We start from the raw sequence: 16,189 nt of genomic DNA, 5'->3' as shown, positions 1-16,189 counted from the left end.
GGCCGGTGATGGAAACCCAAATGCAGGAGCATCGCTACACGGTGGCCAAGCCGGTGTACGAAACCGCCGATCGTGAAGAGCATTACACCGTGATGAAGCCGGTGTATGAAACGCAAATTGTCGATCGCAGCTACGATCAAGTTCGCGACGTCACCGAAACCGCCGAGCGCGAAGAACGCTACATGGTTAGCCGCCCGGTCTATGAAACCAGCGAGCAAGAGAACCGCTACACCGTGCTGCGGCCCGTGTACGAAACCGCCGAGCGCGATCAATACAGCACCGTTTGCGAACCGCAGACCACGTACACCATCCGCTATGTCGATCAAGGCGGCTGGCAAGAATATCAAGTCATGAAGCCCGGCCCCATTTACAATCAGCCGGTCTGCGTGCCCGGCGGCTGCACGACCGATCCGAACACGGGGCTTTCGACCTACATTGCTCCGACCAGCGGCTATCAGCAAGTGCAAGGACCTTCAACGGTTCAAGTAAATCGGGTTTGGAAGCCGAACGTTGTGGCCCAGCAAATTCCGCAAACCACCTACGTGCAAAAAGTCGTCGTGCAAAAAGTGCCCGTGCAAGTATGCCGGTATGAGAATCAAGAAGTCGTGCAAAAAGTGCCTGTCACCGTGTGCAAAATGATGCAAGAGGAGCAAGTTCGGAAGGTGCCCATCACCGTGTGCCGGCAAGTGACGGAACATGTCGACAATAAGGTGCCGGTTACGGTTTGCAAAATGGTACCGGAAGAAATGGTGCGCAAAGTGCCAATCACTACTTGCAAAATGGTGACCGAGGAACACGTGGAGCAAGTGCCAATGCAGGTGTGCAAAATGGTGGCCGTGGAAGAAACGGTGAAAGTGCCGCAAAACGTCCAAACTCGCACGCCGGTCACGTACACCTACCGCACCCCGCGGACGATTGTAATGAAGGTGCCGGTCGATCCGTGCACGGGACAGCCCTTGGCGGTTTCCACTTCGACCGTGGTAACTACGCCGTCGATCGTGGGCATGCCCGTGACGACCATGCCCCCCGGAGCGGCCAGCTCCGGCGTATCGGGCCCATCATCGTTGATGCCGCCGTCCGGCGCTGCAGCCCCGTCGAGTTCGGGATCGAATCCGCCATCGACCTTTGGCTCAGGCAACAGCATGCGTGGCCCAGGCGAGAGGCCGGCTCCGCCGACGGATTCCAATTCCAACGGAACCGAATCGGTGTTGAAGCATCCCGCGGCTCCCAGCGATTCGTCCAGCGGCATGGGAACCGGCAATGGCGCCAGTATTGATATTGGCAAGGGAGCAAGCGGAACCACCCTGATGCCTCCCAGCGATAACAAATCGAGCGGTGGGCTCAACAGCGGTTCAACCACGAACGGTTCCAACCCCAACGAGGTGGCTCCGCCGGCCAACGAAAAAACCACCATCCCGCGGATTGAGCCGGGCCGAGAAGTTCCTCCGCCTGCGGACACGGCGCCCAAATCGAACGGTTCCACGCCGTCGCCCACGAGCATTGACTCGACCAATGCCTGGCGAAGTTAATTAAATCTTAACGTGCTGCAACATTTCCAAGGTAGACGTGCCCTTCCAACGACGTGGTGCCGGTAATGCCACTCAGTTCCGAGCACGTCGGCGCCGACAATTATTTGGAACACGATCGGCAGCATGCGCGCCAATTGCGCCGAGAAGTGAAATAGCTGACCGACGAGCCCCCCAGCGCAACGGACCTGGCACGGCTGGCACGAACCGGGAAGTACAACGTAATTGTGCTGCCATGGTCGGAGGAGTTGCTGTCGCTGGCTGAAACGGCTGCCGGCCGGTGGGTAAGCGACGTTTATCGCCAAGCCCCGTGCAGTGTTTTTTTGCATCGCATCCTATTGTTCCCAAAGAGGTTGTCGACGCATAAATATTTTATAAAGAACGGTCTTATTTTCATCGCCGGCCTGTCTTGCGGCCCTTGGAACCGGCCCTCTCGTTGACACCACGCAGCCGGTACATAACACTGCCCATGTGCAGCCCGAGCGCACTGTGTTGCGCTGATTTCTGAAATTTGAGTCGCCCAACGCTCACTGGCGTATTGCGGATGTTCAGCGGAGAGTTTGTTTTTTTATGCCATCGTCGTTGGATTCTAGCGGCTCTTGGTCGGGCCGGAAAATGGGTCGCGTTGCGCAGACCATTGTTGTCAGCAGCGTGATGTTTTCGTTCATCTCGTATTGGCGTGTTGCCGCCATTGTGCTGTGCGACATGTCCAGCACGGCCTACTACATTGGCGCTATTGTCGAAAGCGCCATTGGCGAGGCCGCCCCCTGGTTCATTTTGGCCGTGCTGCTATTCAGCTACGGCATGCGGGCGGTGTACATCGAAAGTTGCTCGCTGTTTGTGCGCGGCGGCGTATACCGGATTGTGAAGGAAGCCCTGGGGGGCGGGTTCGCCAAGGCCGCGGTTTCGGCGCTGCTGTTCGATTACGTGCTCACCGGCCCCATCAGCGGCGTATCGGCCGGTCAGTACATTGTGAACCTGATTTTGGAAACCATTAGCCGCGTTTCCGGCCAGCACATTCACGAAGCGGCGCGCGAAGCCATCACCAATTGGAGCTCGGTGGCCATTGCCTGCGCCGCCACGCTGTACTTCTTGCGGCAAAATTTGCTGGGCATGCACGAGTCCAGCAGCAAAGCCTTGAAAATTATGATCATCACCACCGTCATGGCCGTGGTGCTGTTGACGTGGTCGGGCATTACCATTGCCGTTCGTGGAACGGCCAATCATTTTCCGTCGTGGCAGCCCGACTTGAGCGTGAAGGTCGATCCCAGCACGAAGGAAAAAATCGATCCGCTGGGGTGGATCGGCAATGCGCCGTCCGTGGCCGAGCCTTTGCGGCATCCCACCAACTGGCTCAGCCTGCTTGGCGCCGTGGGAATTGTGATTGCCTTTGGACATTCGATTTTAGCGATGAGCGGCGAAGAAACGCTGGCTCAAGTGTATCGCGAAGTGGAATCTCCCAAGCTGCCCAACTTCAAAAAAGTGGGCTTCATTGTGTTTGCCTACAGCTTGTTGCTCACCGGCAGCACCAATTTTCTGGCCATGTTGCTAATTCCCGGCGAGGAACGGTTGACAAAATATCACGATAATTGGCTCGGCGGGCTGGCCATGCACATGCTCGGGCCTCCTTGGCTGCAGTTGCTCCTGAATGCGTTTGTGGTGATTGTCGGGTTTTTAATTTTGTCGGGCGCGGTGAACACCTCTATCGTGGGTTCCAACGGCGTGCTCAGCCGCGTGGCGGAAGATGGCGTGCTGCCCGATTGGTTTTTGAAGCCGCACCGCCGCTACGGCACGCATTACCGCGTGCTGTATTTAATTGCCGGCTTGCAGTTGTTCACCATTTTAGTCAGCCACGGCGACGTCATTTTATTGGGCGAAGCGTATGCCTTCGGCGTGGTGTGGAGCTTCGTGTTCAATACCATGTCGATGGTGGTGCTGCGGTTCAAGAAGCGGCAGCCGCGCGAATTCTCCGTGCCTTTCAACCTCCGCTGGAAAGATATTCAGTTGCCGATTGGGCTGACGGTGATTTTTTTGGTGGTGCTGATTTCGGCCCTGGCGAATCTCGTGACCAAGCCCATTGCCACGGTCAGCGGAGTCTGCTTTTCCATTGCCTTTTTCGCGGTCTTCACCACCACGGAGCGGCTGCATCGCAGACGCACTCGCGGCGAAAAGCACGAGCACAAGGAGCAGTTCAATCGCGCCGCCGTGAACGAAATTACGGCCCAGTCGCTGGGCTTAATCAAGCCGTATCACAAGCTTGTGGCCATTCGCTCGCCGCATAATTTGTTCATGCTGGAAAAAGCTCTGGCCGACAATGACCCGCTCACCACCGATGTGATTGTGATGACGGCCAAAATGGAGCCGCCCGGCGGCGCCAGCAAAGCCGACGAAATCGATTTGGACACCTACGACCGCCAGCTGATGACTGCCGTGGTCGATCGGGCCGAGCGCTTAGGCAAGCGAGTCATTCCGCTCATTGTGCCTACTAACAACCCATTGAGCGCCGTTTTGAGCACGGCCAAAGATCTGGGCGCTCAAGAGGTCATGCTGGGCGCCTCGAATAAATTCACGGCCGAGGAACAGCTCGATCAAATTGCCCTGTATTGGATCAGCCTGAACCAAGGGCATCCGCAGGGGCTGACCGTGCACATTGTCAGCGCCGACCGCGATGTATCGTTCGATCTGGAAGGGGGCAACCGCATTCCCCGGGCGGCGGAACGCCAAGCGCGCTCCGTCGCCGAATTACGGGCTGCCGGCATCGGCGTGCGGCGCGTGCTGATGGCGCACGACAGTACCCCTGCCAGCCACGACGTGTTTGAATGGCTGCTGACCATGCTGGCGCGGGATGTTGATTTAGACTTGGTCCCCGTTACGCCCCGCAGCATCGAGCAGCGGCCAGACAACGGCCACAGTTCGCTGGAGGACGATCAACAACGGGCCGTGCAATTGGGGCGTAAGCTAAAAATTCTCGCGCGCGAGCCACAGGCCGGCTCGGAAATTGTGCGCTTGGCTCGCGAGGGGAGCTACAACGTCATCGTGCTTCCCTGGTCGGAGGAAACTCGGCAGTACGCCAATGTGTCGGAAGCCGATTGGGCTCATTTCATATTGCAAAACGCGCCGTGCAGCGTGTTCTTGGCTTCGCACCCGGTGGTGCCTAAGGAAGTGGTGTCGTAAACACGCACGGTTTGCAAGTTCGTGGGCCGCAGGTCTGTCGACAGTTTTTCCACAGTCCGCCGCGTGGTTCCTGTAGTTCGGTAGTGATGCACTTTGCTTCCGCAGGGTGGCTGGGGTCGACCGAAGGGAACCCCCAGCGGGCAGCATTCCGGGGGCTCGGCGGCACTCGACCCCGGCCACCCGATGCAGTTCATTGTAAAATGCATCACTACCTGCAGTTCCTCGCTGGTTGACATCCTCCCGCTGGCTGCGCAATACTGTACGTTCGTTCTGTATTTGCCGCTCCGCAGGAAGCATTTTCTATGGCAAGCGCCGTTGATGAAGCTAGAACCGCCGAATTAGCCGGGCTGCGCGTGGCGGTGGTGGGCCGGTTGGCCGGCATGCTCCGGCGCGACGTGCAGCAACTCATTCGCCAGCGCGGCGGGGCGCCGGTACAGTTGCCCAATGCGGCAAACAGCCAGCCATCGGGCGAAATTATCGCCGGAACCGATGACCGCCGGGAATCGAATTCCAGCGAAGTGCATCTGATTGTCGTCGGCGAAGATGTGGCCGTTTCGGCCGATCCGGGCACTCCCGATTTCTTCGATGAGGCTACCCGCACGGCCATCGAAGCCGGCCAGGTGGAAGTGATTGGCGAAAGTGAATTCTGGCAACGGCTGGGGCTGGTCGACGACGAGCAAAACATTCGCCGCTTGTACACGCCGGCCATGCTGGCCGAGCTGATTGGCGTGCCGGTGGCGGTGGTGCGGCGGTGGCATCGCCGCGGATTAATTCAACCGGTGCGCGAAGTGCGCCGCCTCCCCTATTTCGATTTCCAGGAGGTGGCCACGGCCCGGCGCTTGGCCGAACTGTTGGCCGGCGGCGTTTCTCCCGCCGCCATCGAGCGCAAGCTGACCGAGCTGGCCCGTTATGTGCCCGACGTTCAGCGGCCGCTGGCGCAGCTTTCGGTCATTGTGCGCGGCAGCCGACTGCTATTGCGGCAAGGGGATGGGCTGATTGGCCCCGGCGGACAATTGTTTTTTGATTTCGATTCGCTGCCACCGGAGGCCGGCGCCTCGGCGGCGGCGAAAGATTCTGCCGAGCTTCATCCGCGCACCATTTCGTTTGCCGAGGCGCTGCGCGCTCCGGCGGCGCCAATCAGCCCCGACGAGTTGCTAACGCTGGCGGCTGATTTGGAAGACGAAGGAAACCTGGCCGCGGCTGTCGAAGCCTACCGAGCGTACACGGCGGCTGCCGGACCCAGTGCCTCCGTGTGCTTTGCCGTGGCAGAGTTGCTGTATCGATTGGGCGATGTTGCCGCTGCTCGCGAACGCTACTACATGGCGATCGAGCTCGACGAAGATTTAGTTGAAGCCCGGGCGAATCTGGGCTGCGTTCTGGCGGAATTAGGCGAGCGCGAATTGGCCGTCGCGGCCTTAGAGGGTGCGTTGACCATGCATGCCGATTATGCCGATGCCCATTTCCATTTGGCCCGCACGCTGGACGAGCTGCAACGTGATGAGGAAGCCATGCATCACTGGCGCGAATTTTTGCGGCTGGCCCCGGAAAGCCCCTGGGCTGCCGCGGCCCGGCAGCGGCTGAAAACCGCCGAGAAAACGCCCTAATTTTGGTCGTCGTCTAGTTTGATTCAATGAGAATGTAGCGACGGCTGTCCTCAGCCGTTTTCTCGAGAAATGCGAGCAGCGATTGGGGACAGCTGCCACTACATTTTTTAATTTAGGCGACTATCCTAATTTTCGATCACCGCCGGCGATGTGTGTGAGTGGCTGGCGCGGCGAAGCAAATGGCGATCGCCCAAAGCGCTGGGCACGTTGACTGCAGCCAAATCGTCCAGTTTGAAGCGATTGAGCACGTCGTCGAGCTGGGCGTCAATTTCCGCATCGAATTGCGATTCGCTCCCCATGAGTCCTGTCGCCAGTTTTGGATTGACGGGCAGTTTAGCGCTTAGCGCGGCCGTGAGATCGATCCAGGCAGCGACCAAATACGCATTGCGATCGCGCCGCAAAATCCAAATGCGGTACACATTTTCGCGCCCGCTGATTTCGCGCGCAATCCGGAACACATGCCCTTGGGCTCCTTGGCGTTGAAATACTTCCAGATCGGTTCCGCGAAGATTAGGGTATTGAAATCCGAATTGGGCGAGCAGCGTGCGGTCGATCGTTTCCGCTGAGGCGGAGGCATCTGCCAGCGTTACCGGCATCACCAGGAACCGGCCGTAATTGCCCAAGAGCGCGCCCCATTCCGCCGCGGAGACCACTTGCGCGAGGTCATCCCAGCGCGTCCAGCCCGTTCCGTTCAAGGTCACGCTGTAACCGTAGCGCGGCGAATGAAAGTTGCCCGCCGGAAATGCGCCCGGCGTTTGTTCCACAAAAACCGCGCTGGTCGGCGCGACGGTGTATTGCTTGTCCGCAGCGCGGGGGTTGCCGCTGGCTTCTTCCAGCGCCACCGCCGGCACGACATCAAACTTCGCAGCCGGCGCGGTTGAGGATGCGCTGTCGCCATCGATGGCTTGGGCATCGACTGCGGCCAGTAAGCCGGGTTCTTGTTGCTCGGCCGGTTGCTTGGCGTGGTACATGAAGATGGATGCCACTGACACCAGGCCGATGGTTGCGGCCGAGGCCAGCGTCCAAGCAAACCGACGCTTCAGCGACGTAGACTTCCTTCGTGTCGCCATGACGGCGCATCCTTCTGTTGCAATTCCGGCGGCACGCTTGCTGCGCCGTGCCCAGACCAACACAGCAACCGGAACGCAAATATTTAAACCGACGACAAACCGTCGGAAAGAAACCTTGTGTGAAAAACTCTCGCAGCCAATGGGATGGCCTTCCGCCTGACAAGAACCATCGACAACATCGATTTTGGCAAACGGCGCAAAATGAGTCAACGGCAATGAATATAGGCAGAGAGACTTAAATGCCGGTTATTTGCCAGAATTGTCGCTGCTCGACTTCGTGGATTTGATTTGGTCGTGCATTTTCCTTGTTTCCGGCTTTCCGTCGGCCGGCGGCGGGTTTAGGCCGGGCGGCAATTGCTGCTGGTTGATTTTTTCGATCCGCAAATCGCCGTACACGGCCCTGTAATCGCCCGTTTTGTCGTCTTTGTACCAGAACACGATGCGATCTTTTTCGCCAAGTTTGCCGCCGGGGAGATAATCGTAATCGGTCCCTTTTTTGTGCGAGAACAAGTAACCGCCGGATAGTGTGCCCACCCGTTGCATGACTTCGAGGACTGGCTTCAACTCGTCCGTCTTGGAGGGATCAACTCCTTGTGTCAGTTTCTTTGAGAAGTCGCCCCAATCGTCCAGAGTGTTAGGAAATTCACTGTCCGATTTCTGGGCGTAGGCCCGCAAAATTTCGACGACGTTTTCGGCCGGTGTGAAATGCAGCACCTTGTTGTCGAGTTGCGGCAACTCAATTGTCTTGAAGCCTGCAGGCACGTCCACGCTAAACAAAGCGGGATCAAAATGTTCGTCTAATTTGAAATTCGTAAGCGCCGCTGTTCCCTGGATCGGTCCCACGGTCAACGGAAATTCCACACGCACCGGATCACCCGTTCTGGCATTCACCCAAATCATATATTGCAAATCGCTTTTCACGTCACAGGCAAACCCTTTAACTTTTTGCCCATCGATTTCTTTCTCGCCTAGGGAGTGGGAGCTTTTTCCCACCATCGAACGCAATAGCTCAATCTGGTTTGGCAATTCGGCGGCCGGAGAATTGTCGGCCAGCTTCATTGGTTGGAGATATGCTGTTTTAAGCTTGGTGTTTAGTGTGAGTCCCGCGCCGGATACGTGATCCATGATCATGATGGTATCGCCCATATCCATTCGTATTTTTCCGGATTCCATATAGGAGGTGTGATATTTTAATCTTGGTTCTTGCTGACCGGCCTGGGTAAGCAACGTATCGAAGGAAAACGAAAAGGCGGCGCGCAATTTTGCGGCCACTTGGGCAAACGCCACAGAGCCGCCGCTGGATAACACCAGGCACATCACCAGCACGGCCGCGGCAATCGCCAGCGCCGAAACCGCTTTGACGCCCCAGCCTGCGGAGTTCCATCGACGCCACAGCGGCGCCGCCGTGGGCCGTTCCGCCGCTGCGCGCAGCGCCGCCAACGTGCGGGCCATGGTTTCCTGCGACGGGCCTTCCGGAATTGGTAAACTGTTAAGCGCCATGGCAGCCTGTGAAACGTCGTCGGGTTGGTGTTGATTTTCTGACATTGTTCTCCGCTCCTACGCCGGTCGTTGCTTGAGTAGCGACTCCGACAATGCCCCTTGCAAACTCAATAAATCTTGCAGCTTTTTGCGTGTCCGGTGCAGCAGCACGCCGACGGCGTTGACTGTCATGGCGAACCGTTCGGCCAGAGCCTCGTATTTCCAGCCGCCTAATTCGTGCAGGCAAAATATCTCCGCCTGTCGGGCGGGAATTTGTGCCAAGGCCCAACGCAATTTGGTGGCTCGTTCGGCCGCTTCGGCCTGTTGTGCGGGCCCGGGCTGCATCGTTTCGGCCCGAGCCAAATCGCTGATTTCTTCTTTCTTCGTCCGCCGCAATTTTTTTCGAACGCGATCGACGGCTCGACTGGTGGCCAGGCACTGCAACAGCGCCGGCCAATTTCGCACCGGCTGACGATTGGACAACTCCAACGCCGCCACAAACGTTTCCTGAAAGCATTCGTCGGCGTCGGCCTGGTTGCGGACCAATCGGTAAATGGTCCGCCACACGGCCGTCCCTTCGCGACGCACAAGTTCGTCCCAATCGAGCATTTCGCACCAAGTTTCCAGGAAGTTCCGGGCCAGCATACCTCAAGTCGCCTCAGGGTGGTGTTTCTTACAACGGATTACCAGATTATTTGAAAAACCTGGTTCCAGGAGCGGTTGGTCGCGGTTCCGCTGGGGGTAGCTCGGGGCTTCGTGTTTGATAAGATTTTGAAGTAACGGGTTGATTGGCCCGGTCTCTCGAAAACCCCTCCGTTTACAGGAGATTAAGCAATGGCTCTTACTCCCAGCACCATGCTGCCGCTTGGCACCAAGGCCCCGGCATTCAAATTGACCAATGTGGATGGGCGGACCGTTTCGCTGGACGATTTCAAATCTGCCCCGGCGCTGTTGGTGATTTTCATGTGCAACCACTGTCCGTTTGTGAAGCACGTGGCCGATGGTTTGGCGCAGTTGGCCCGCGAGTATCAGGCCCGGGGTGTGGCAGTGGTGGGAATCAGCTCGAATAATCCGGTCACGCATCCGGCCGATTCGCCCGAGCAAATGGTTCACGAAGCAGAAGCCCGCGGCTACACGTTCCCGTACTTGTTCGACGAAACGCAGGAAGTGGCCAAGGCCTACAAGGCGGCCTGCACGCCCGATTTTTACGTGTTCGATAAAGATCGCAAACTGGTTTACCGCGGCCAAATGGACGATAGCCGGCCCGACAGCGGCATTCCGGTTACCGGCCGCGATTTGCGGGCAGCCCTGGATGCCGTGCTGGCCGGAAAACTTCCCAGCGAAAAGCAGCGGCCCAGCATCGGCTGCAACATTAAGTGGAAAGCGGGCAGCGAGCCGGAATACTTCGGCCACGTGAAAGTGTAGCGCCGCTGCATTCGTGCCGGGTGCCGCCGGTTCGTGCCAAGTGCCGCATTCGCGCTCGATGCCGCTGCATTTTGCCGAGTGCCGCAATTATGGTTGGGCCGGCCGGCGAGTGTGCGCTTCCCGAGCGGCGCTAATTTGCTCTTCGGCTTCGACCTCTTGCCGGATGGCATCTCCCAGCCAGCGTCCCCAGAGCAAATAGTGCAAGCAGGCAAATGCGTAAATGGTTCCCAACACCAGGCCGCCCCCCAGCACAATGGGACCAAGCTCGCCGGCTAGAAAGTACAATCCCAGGAACAGTCCCACGATAATGGCCGTGGCGGTGACCACGGTCCAAAACGATCCGCGCCGCCGTGGCGGTTCAGCTTCCGGCGCCGTCGGCCGCTCTGGCATTGCCGGTACGGTTCGTTTTGGCGGATCGTTGCTCATCGACATTCGTGGTTCACCGTTTTTCTCCGTGCCTCCGTGTCTTTGTGGTTATTTTTACTCTTCCACAAACTCCGGTTCCACGCGCTTGGGAATCACTCCCGCCGCATGCCCTTCGGCCAACAATTTCCGCACAGCTTCCCGCCCGCGGGGACCGAAATCGAGTGTCCAATCGTTGACGTACATGCCGACGAATTTGTCAGCCTGGGCCCGGTCCAAATCGCGGCCATACTGCAAGGCGTGTGCAAGCGCCTCGGCTCGATGCGCCAGCCCATAGCGAATACTTTCCTTGAGCAGCCGATTTACCTCACGAATGGTCGCCGGCCCCAAGTCGCGCCGGATTGCATTGCCTCCCAGCGGAAGCGGCAAGTTGGTTTGCTCGAACCACCACTGGCCCAAATCGACGGCCAACTTTAAATCGCGCTGGCCGTAAGTGAGCTGCCCTTCATGAATAATCAGCCCGGCATCGATCGCCTGTCCCCGATATTGGCCGCTGACGGCGGCTTCGATAATCTCGTCGAACGGAACAACGACGTGTTGAAAATCGCGGCCCAAGCACAGCCGCAGCGTCAGGTACGCCGTGGTCAGCGTGCCGGGCACGGCAATGGTGAGAGGCTTTAATTCCTCGATGCGGTATTGTCGCGGGGCAACGACCATCGGGCCATACTTATCGCCCATGCTGGCGCCGCAGGGACACAACAAATACTTGTCGGTCAAATGAGCGTAAGCATGAATGCTGACGGCCGTCAGTTCCAACTCGCCGGAAAAAGCGCGGCGATTTAGCGTTTCGATGTCGACCAGCTCGTGACGAAACTCGTAGGGGCCGGTCTCGATTTTTCCATTGGCCAGGGCGTGAAACATGAAGGCATCGTCCGGATCGGGACTATGCCCCACGCGGATCATTTGCTTTGCGCCGGGCTGGCTAGCGGCAGCATTTTCGGCGGCGGGTTTCGCGGCGGTCGTCAATGGGTGCTCCGTAAAAATTGAACCTCGTCTGCCTGTGCGGGCAAGTCGGCCGACCAGTCATGTTATGACAGCTTCCGCTCCGCGAATAGAGCGAGAAAAACCGAGGGGTGTGCAAATCGCCAAATGGGCCGGCGCGCCGTTTGCAATTCCAGTAAATCGTCTGCCTACCTGCCAATTTTACACACCTTTATCCCTGGAAACCCACATAAACTATCGAGCGTAGAATTATGTCCAGCGATATGTTCTGGGTGAATGGCGAAGTGGCCATTCTTCCTCGGGTCGATGCCTGCCACATGAAGTTTTGGAAATTGCCATCGTCCAGTACGCGGGCTCGGTTTTCATCCGCCTATTGGACGGCCGCATGTTCGCCACCATCGGCGGCAAATGTCTGAATTGTACCGAGGCGCTGTATGCCGTTCCGGCCAATGATCACCACCGGGCAGGGCTGAAAAAGCAGTAACCGCCGCTTCCCCTGGGGGCCGTTTCCCCGTCGCAGGGAATTTTTTGCCTCTTGCTTCTTGACGCCGGCCTCGAAAAACTATATTTATAGTTTATTGACGATGCAGATAGATTAACCGCTCCCCTCCAGCACGCTCTTGGCTCTTAACAGAAATGGAATGGGTATGACCCGGTCTGGCAAAAAGTCGACGAAGGCTTCCCGCCCCGAGTTGTCGCGGCTGGAACTGGCGGTGATGGATACCGTTTGGAAGCAGGGCCAGTGTTCCTCGGCGGAAGTGATCGCCGCCTTCCAAAAGCAGCGGCCCTTAGCTCCCACGACCATCCGCACGGTGCTGGCGAATTTGCGCAAGAAGCATTACATCGAGCCGGTCCCCGCCATCGAGCGCGGCTTCCGCTGGAAAGCCTCGGTCAGCCGTTCCACGGTGGCCCGCCGCACGCTGCGCGAAATGCTGAAAAATTTATTTCAAGGCTCGCCGCGCCAAGCCATCGCTTGCTTGCTGTGCGACGAAACAATAAGCGACGACGAAATGCGCGAAATCCGCCAACTGCTGGAAGACCGCACGGCAGGCAAAAAGAGGTCGCCATGAATTTTTCGACGCCCTGGCCCGCACTCGGTTTGCTTCTCGATCAGCATGGGCTGCTCGCGCGGTTGGTGTTTGCTTCGGTCGAGTTGGCTGTGCTGGCGCTGGCTGCAACACTGGTGTTAAAACTCGCCCGGCCGCGCACGCCCCGCTTAACCGCGCTGGTTTGGGCTTTGGTGTTGGCCAAGCCGCTGGCGACGTTGATCCTCGGCAGTCCGTGGCCGGTGGTGCAACTCCTCATTCCTGTGGCGCAGAATGTTCAACGTACGCCGGTCAGTCCCGACATGGCTCGAACGGATGCCGATCGCATCGCTCACCATCCGCTCGCCTCAAGCAGCCCGGACGATTCGCTTATCGACCATCAAGATTTGGCCAGCGATGCCGCGCGGCCTGTGACCGACCAGGTTGCACGCCATCCCGCGAGCGCGCTAAATCAACCGTCACCGGCCGCGGCCTCTTTTCCTTGGTGGTCGTTAGTTACCGGGCTGTGGCTGGCGGGCGTTGGCGTCATGCTGATTCGTGCCACCTGGATTCGCCGTCGGCTGGCATCAATTCTGGCCGCCGCTCAAATTCCCAGCGACGAAGTCCAGCAGCTTTATGCCCAAATTGCGGCTTCGCTCGGCCTCAATAAAAAAACTCCGCCGCTCTTGGTTACCACTGCCTTGGAATCGCCGGCGCTGGTCGGCCTGTGGAAATCAACCATCCTGGTGCCGGCCTGGCTGGCTGAAAAAACCGATCGCGCGGCCCTGGCCTGGTCGCTGCGGCACGAGCTCACGCACTGGAAGCAGGGAGATTTGTGGTTCATCCGGCTGCGAGAGTTGGCTGGCCTGGCGTTTTATTTTCATCCCGGCGTCTGGTGGGCCAGCCGGCGCATGGAAGAAGCGCTCGAAATCGCCTGCGATCGGGCCGTGATAGCCAGCAATGCAGAGGCTGCCGATTACGCCGGTCGCCTGTACCAAATTTTGGAGGCGGTTCGCCAGCAGCGCGGCCGTCCGATCACCACCGGCCTGTTCGCCACACGCAGCCAAATTGCCAAGCGGCTGGTGATGCTGTTGGAATCGCCGCTGCGTTTGCGTCCCAAGCTTTCGTGGAAAGCCGCCATCGGCATGGGCTTACTGGCCGCCGCGGTTCTGGCCGTGGGCATCGGCCTGCGGCCCGAAGCGGTCGCGCAAGATAAACCATCGGCCACAAAGCCCGCCGATCAAAACCCGGCTGCGCAGCCCGCCGATAAACCCGCCGCCAACTCCCAAGCCGACGACTTGTCGTCGGACAAGACGCGCGATGCCAACAAATCTGCCAATCAACAGCCCGAGGAAAACGCCACCGTCGAGGGAATGGTCGTCGACGAAACTGGCAAACCTGTCGCGGGCGCTACGGTTCGGTATTTCCTTGCCACGAAGGAGCAGCCGCCGCTCACGACCGATGCCCAGGGGAGCTATCGTTTCTTCGTGCAACTTACGCATCCAGACGACATTCATTACGCAACAAGTACCGCCCTTGTCGCTGACGATGCGGCCAATCATCGCCAGGGCTACGCATACATTGCGGTTGGGGCAACAAATAAGCAAGGCAAGGTCAAATCCATCGTGCTGAAGCCGCTGCGGCAGACGACGATTAAAGTCGTCGATGCCCAAGGCGCGCCAGTCCTCGGCGCCACCTACTCCGCGCCGGGCTGCAAGTTTTACTTGGGCGATATTTTGTTCACCGGCGTAACCGATGCCCAGGGCGAAGCCAAATTGCAATACACGGAAGATACTCTGGTCCATCAAATCATCGCTCTCAAGTCCGGCGTCGGCTTCGATTATTTCATTTCACCGCTGGCATCGTCCGGCACGGGAATGAACGCCGTGTTCAGCCGCGACGCGAAGCTGGGTCAGCCGCTGCCGGCGGAACTCACGCTGCATTTAGATGGCGCTCGCACGCTGAAATGCGTGGCCACCACGTCAGACGGCAAAGGCGTGCCCAATGCCATTTTCGGCCCCTACGCCATTAAGCTGCTGGGCAAAGCCGCAGGACTAAACTCGGCCTGCCGAGCGATGGAAATTGCCACCGACGCCTCGGGCGTGGCCGTGTTCGATTGGCTGCCGCGCAACTTTGTCGATCAAATGCGGTTTAGCTGTGGGGAGCGCGGTTATACGATGCTGCGAGATTCCGACGCTCCCGATCCTCTTGTTCTGCACGCGAAAGATCCGGTCGATGAGTTGCATGCCATGCTCGCCCGGCCGGCGAAAATTACCGGTCATGTTTATTTGCCCGACGGCTCTCCGGCCGCCGGCATTAGGATCGAACGGCAAGATGCCAAGGGAGTAGTTTCCAACCCGGCGCGAATCCACACCAAGGCCGACGGCTCCTTCGAAACTGTCGTGCAGTTGTACGGCGCCGGCGACCATCCGTTGCGCGTAGGGGTGGAGGACGATCGCTGGGCCGCTCCCGCTCAATGGATTAGCGTCACGGACAACAGCCAGATCAATCTCGATTTCAAGCTGGTCGAAGGAACCATCGTTCGCGGCACCGTCAGCGAAATGCCCGACAACAAGCCGCTGGCCAAGGCCATGGTCCGACTTGTGGAAATCGACAATAAAACCAACAGCGCCGACAAAACCGCGGCCTCCGCCATTCCCGCACTGTCGGAACATTCCGCCCTATCGACTGCGAACAATTCAGCCGATTCCGGCCGCGAGCCGACCGGCTTCAGCCGCCAAGCCACGACCGATGTTGACGGGCATTTCCGTTTCTGCGTGGTGCCGGGCAATTATGTGCTGTTCATCCCGCAAACATCTCAGCCGATTAGCCACACGCACCATTCCAACTTTACCATCGACAAAGAACGCGAAGTGGTGGTCGATTTCCAACTGCCGCAATTGGAGACGGGCGATTTGCAACATTTGGCCGGCAAGGTGATCGATCCGGACGGCAAGCCAGTGGCCGGCGCCACAATTACGGCCCCTTATGTGGAAGTTCTCGATCGGTTCGTGGGGTCGCTGAAAGCCAAGACGGCGGCCGATGGCACGTTTGAATTCGATCGCGTGAAAGCCATTATTCTAATTGAGGCGATGGTCAGTCCGACGTCACCGCTGGCCGGGGCGCGCTTGGTGCGGCCCGACGAAAAAGAAATCGAAATTCAGTTGCAGCACGTTGTTGAAGGACATGGCAAATTGTTGGACGAGCACGGTCAGCCGGTGCCGGCCACCCAAGGGAACATCGAATACGGCATCCGGGTGCCCAGTACGATGGAAGCTGCCAACACGGGAGACGCCCTCTTTCCCGAGCCCGACGGTTCCTACACGCTCAAAGACCTGATTCCCGGCATCGGATACGGCGTGTACTTCCGTTCCAAAGGGTCCGACAGTGCCAGCCGCCTGGCCACGTTCACGCCGGAAAAAGGTAAGCCAACCGAACTCGGCGACACCCGCTTGCCCGGCACGCCGCTCAAAACCAGCGAGAAGGCCGCCACGCCGAAAACGGATTGAGTGCGGCCGTCG

12 protein-coding genes are annotated in these 16,189 nt (G+C 58.6%); 7 read left to right on the top strand and 5 right to left on the bottom strand.

The annotated features are described in order from the left end of the window. The 3 genes from VFE46_08050 to VFE46_08040 form a co-directional block, all read left to right on the top strand. Positions 1–1,529, top strand: a 1,529-nt coding sequence (locus tag VFE46_08050; protein ID HZZ27944.1) for a hypothetical protein, incomplete at its 5' end; no start/stop codon positions are given. Positions 1,530–2,096: 567 nt separating this feature from the next. Beyond that, positions 2,097–4,700: an amino acid permease gene (locus tag VFE46_08045; GenBank protein ID HZZ27943.1), complete on the top strand. Its 2,604-nt coding sequence runs from the start codon at positions 2,097–2,099 to the stop codon at positions 4,698–4,700. Positions 4,701–5,002: 302 nt separating this feature from the next. Then, positions 5,003–6,304, top strand: a complete 1,302-nt coding sequence (locus VFE46_08040; GenBank protein HZZ27942.1) for a MerR family transcriptional regulator — start codon at positions 5,003–5,005, stop codon at positions 6,302–6,304. 125 nt (positions 6,305–6,429) lie between these two features. Here VFE46_08040 and VFE46_08035 read toward each other — a convergent pair whose 3' ends face one another. From VFE46_08035 to VFE46_08025, 3 genes are all read right to left on the bottom strand, one after another. Next, positions 6,430–7,374, bottom strand: a complete 945-nt coding sequence (locus tag VFE46_08035) for a hypothetical protein (GenBank protein ID HZZ27941.1) — start codon at positions 7,372–7,374, stop codon at positions 6,430–6,432. A 246-nt stretch (positions 7,375–7,620) separates the two neighbouring features. Next, positions 7,621–8,919, bottom strand: coding sequence for a hypothetical protein (locus VFE46_08030; protein ID HZZ27940.1), 1,299 nt, complete (start codon positions 8,917–8,919; stop codon positions 7,621–7,623). 12 nt (positions 8,920–8,931) lie between these two features. After that, entirely contained in the window at positions 8,932–9,498 is a 567-nt protein-coding gene (locus tag VFE46_08025) for a sigma-70 family RNA polymerase sigma factor (GenBank protein ID HZZ27939.1), read from the bottom strand. A gap of 189 nt (positions 9,499–9,687) precedes the next feature. On the opposite strand from VFE46_08025, the gene VFE46_08020 reads away from it, so the two are divergent. Continuing rightward, positions 9,688–10,278 carry a thioredoxin family protein gene (locus VFE46_08020; GenBank protein HZZ27938.1) on the top strand — a complete coding sequence of 197 codons (591 nt, stop codon included), beginning with the start codon at positions 9,688–9,690 and terminating at the stop codon, positions 10,276–10,278. Positions 10,279–10,365: 87 nt separating this feature from the next. Here VFE46_08020 and VFE46_08015 read toward each other — a convergent pair whose 3' ends face one another. Together VFE46_08015 and VFE46_08010 are read right to left on the bottom strand one after the other, a co-directional pair. After that, positions 10,366–10,710 carry a hypothetical protein gene (locus VFE46_08015; GenBank protein ID HZZ27937.1) on the bottom strand — a complete coding sequence of 115 codons (345 nt, stop codon included), beginning with the start codon at positions 10,708–10,710 and terminating at the stop codon, positions 10,366–10,368. Between the two features lie 48 nt (positions 10,711–10,758). Next, entirely contained in the window at positions 10,759–11,667 is a 909-nt protein-coding gene (locus VFE46_08010; protein HZZ27936.1) for an MqnA/MqnD/SBP family protein, read from the bottom strand. Between the two features lie 301 nt (positions 11,668–11,968). Here VFE46_08010 and VFE46_08005 point away from each other — a divergent pair, with 301 nt between their 5' ends. The 3 genes from VFE46_08005 (at position 11,969) to VFE46_07995 (ending at position 16,177) form a co-directional block, all read left to right on the top strand. Then, positions 11,969–12,127 carry a hypothetical protein gene (locus VFE46_08005; protein HZZ27935.1) on the top strand — a complete coding sequence of 53 codons (159 nt, stop codon included), beginning with the start codon at positions 11,969–11,971 and terminating at the stop codon, positions 12,125–12,127. Positions 12,128–12,290: 163 nt separating this feature from the next. Further along, positions 12,291–12,713, top strand: coding sequence for a BlaI/MecI/CopY family transcriptional regulator (locus tag VFE46_08000; protein ID HZZ27934.1), 423 nt, complete (start codon positions 12,291–12,293; stop codon positions 12,711–12,713). Further along, the gene (locus VFE46_07995; GenBank protein HZZ27933.1) at positions 12,710–16,177 is read left to right on the top strand and encodes a M56 family metallopeptidase; all 3,468 of its coding nucleotides are present in this window, start codon (positions 12,710–12,712) and stop codon (positions 16,175–16,177) included. Before VFE46_08000 ends, VFE46_07995 begins: the two co-directional genes overlap by 4 nt. Positions 16,178–16,189: the final 12 nt, after the last annotated feature.

The sequence above is a fragment of the Pirellulales bacterium genome, from assembly GCA_035656635.1.
GTDB lineage: Bacteria > Planctomycetota > Planctomycetia > Pirellulales > JADZDJ01 > DATJYL01.
Note: the sequence above shows the minus strand (reverse complement) of the source record. Positions and strands in the feature narration are given on the sequence as shown.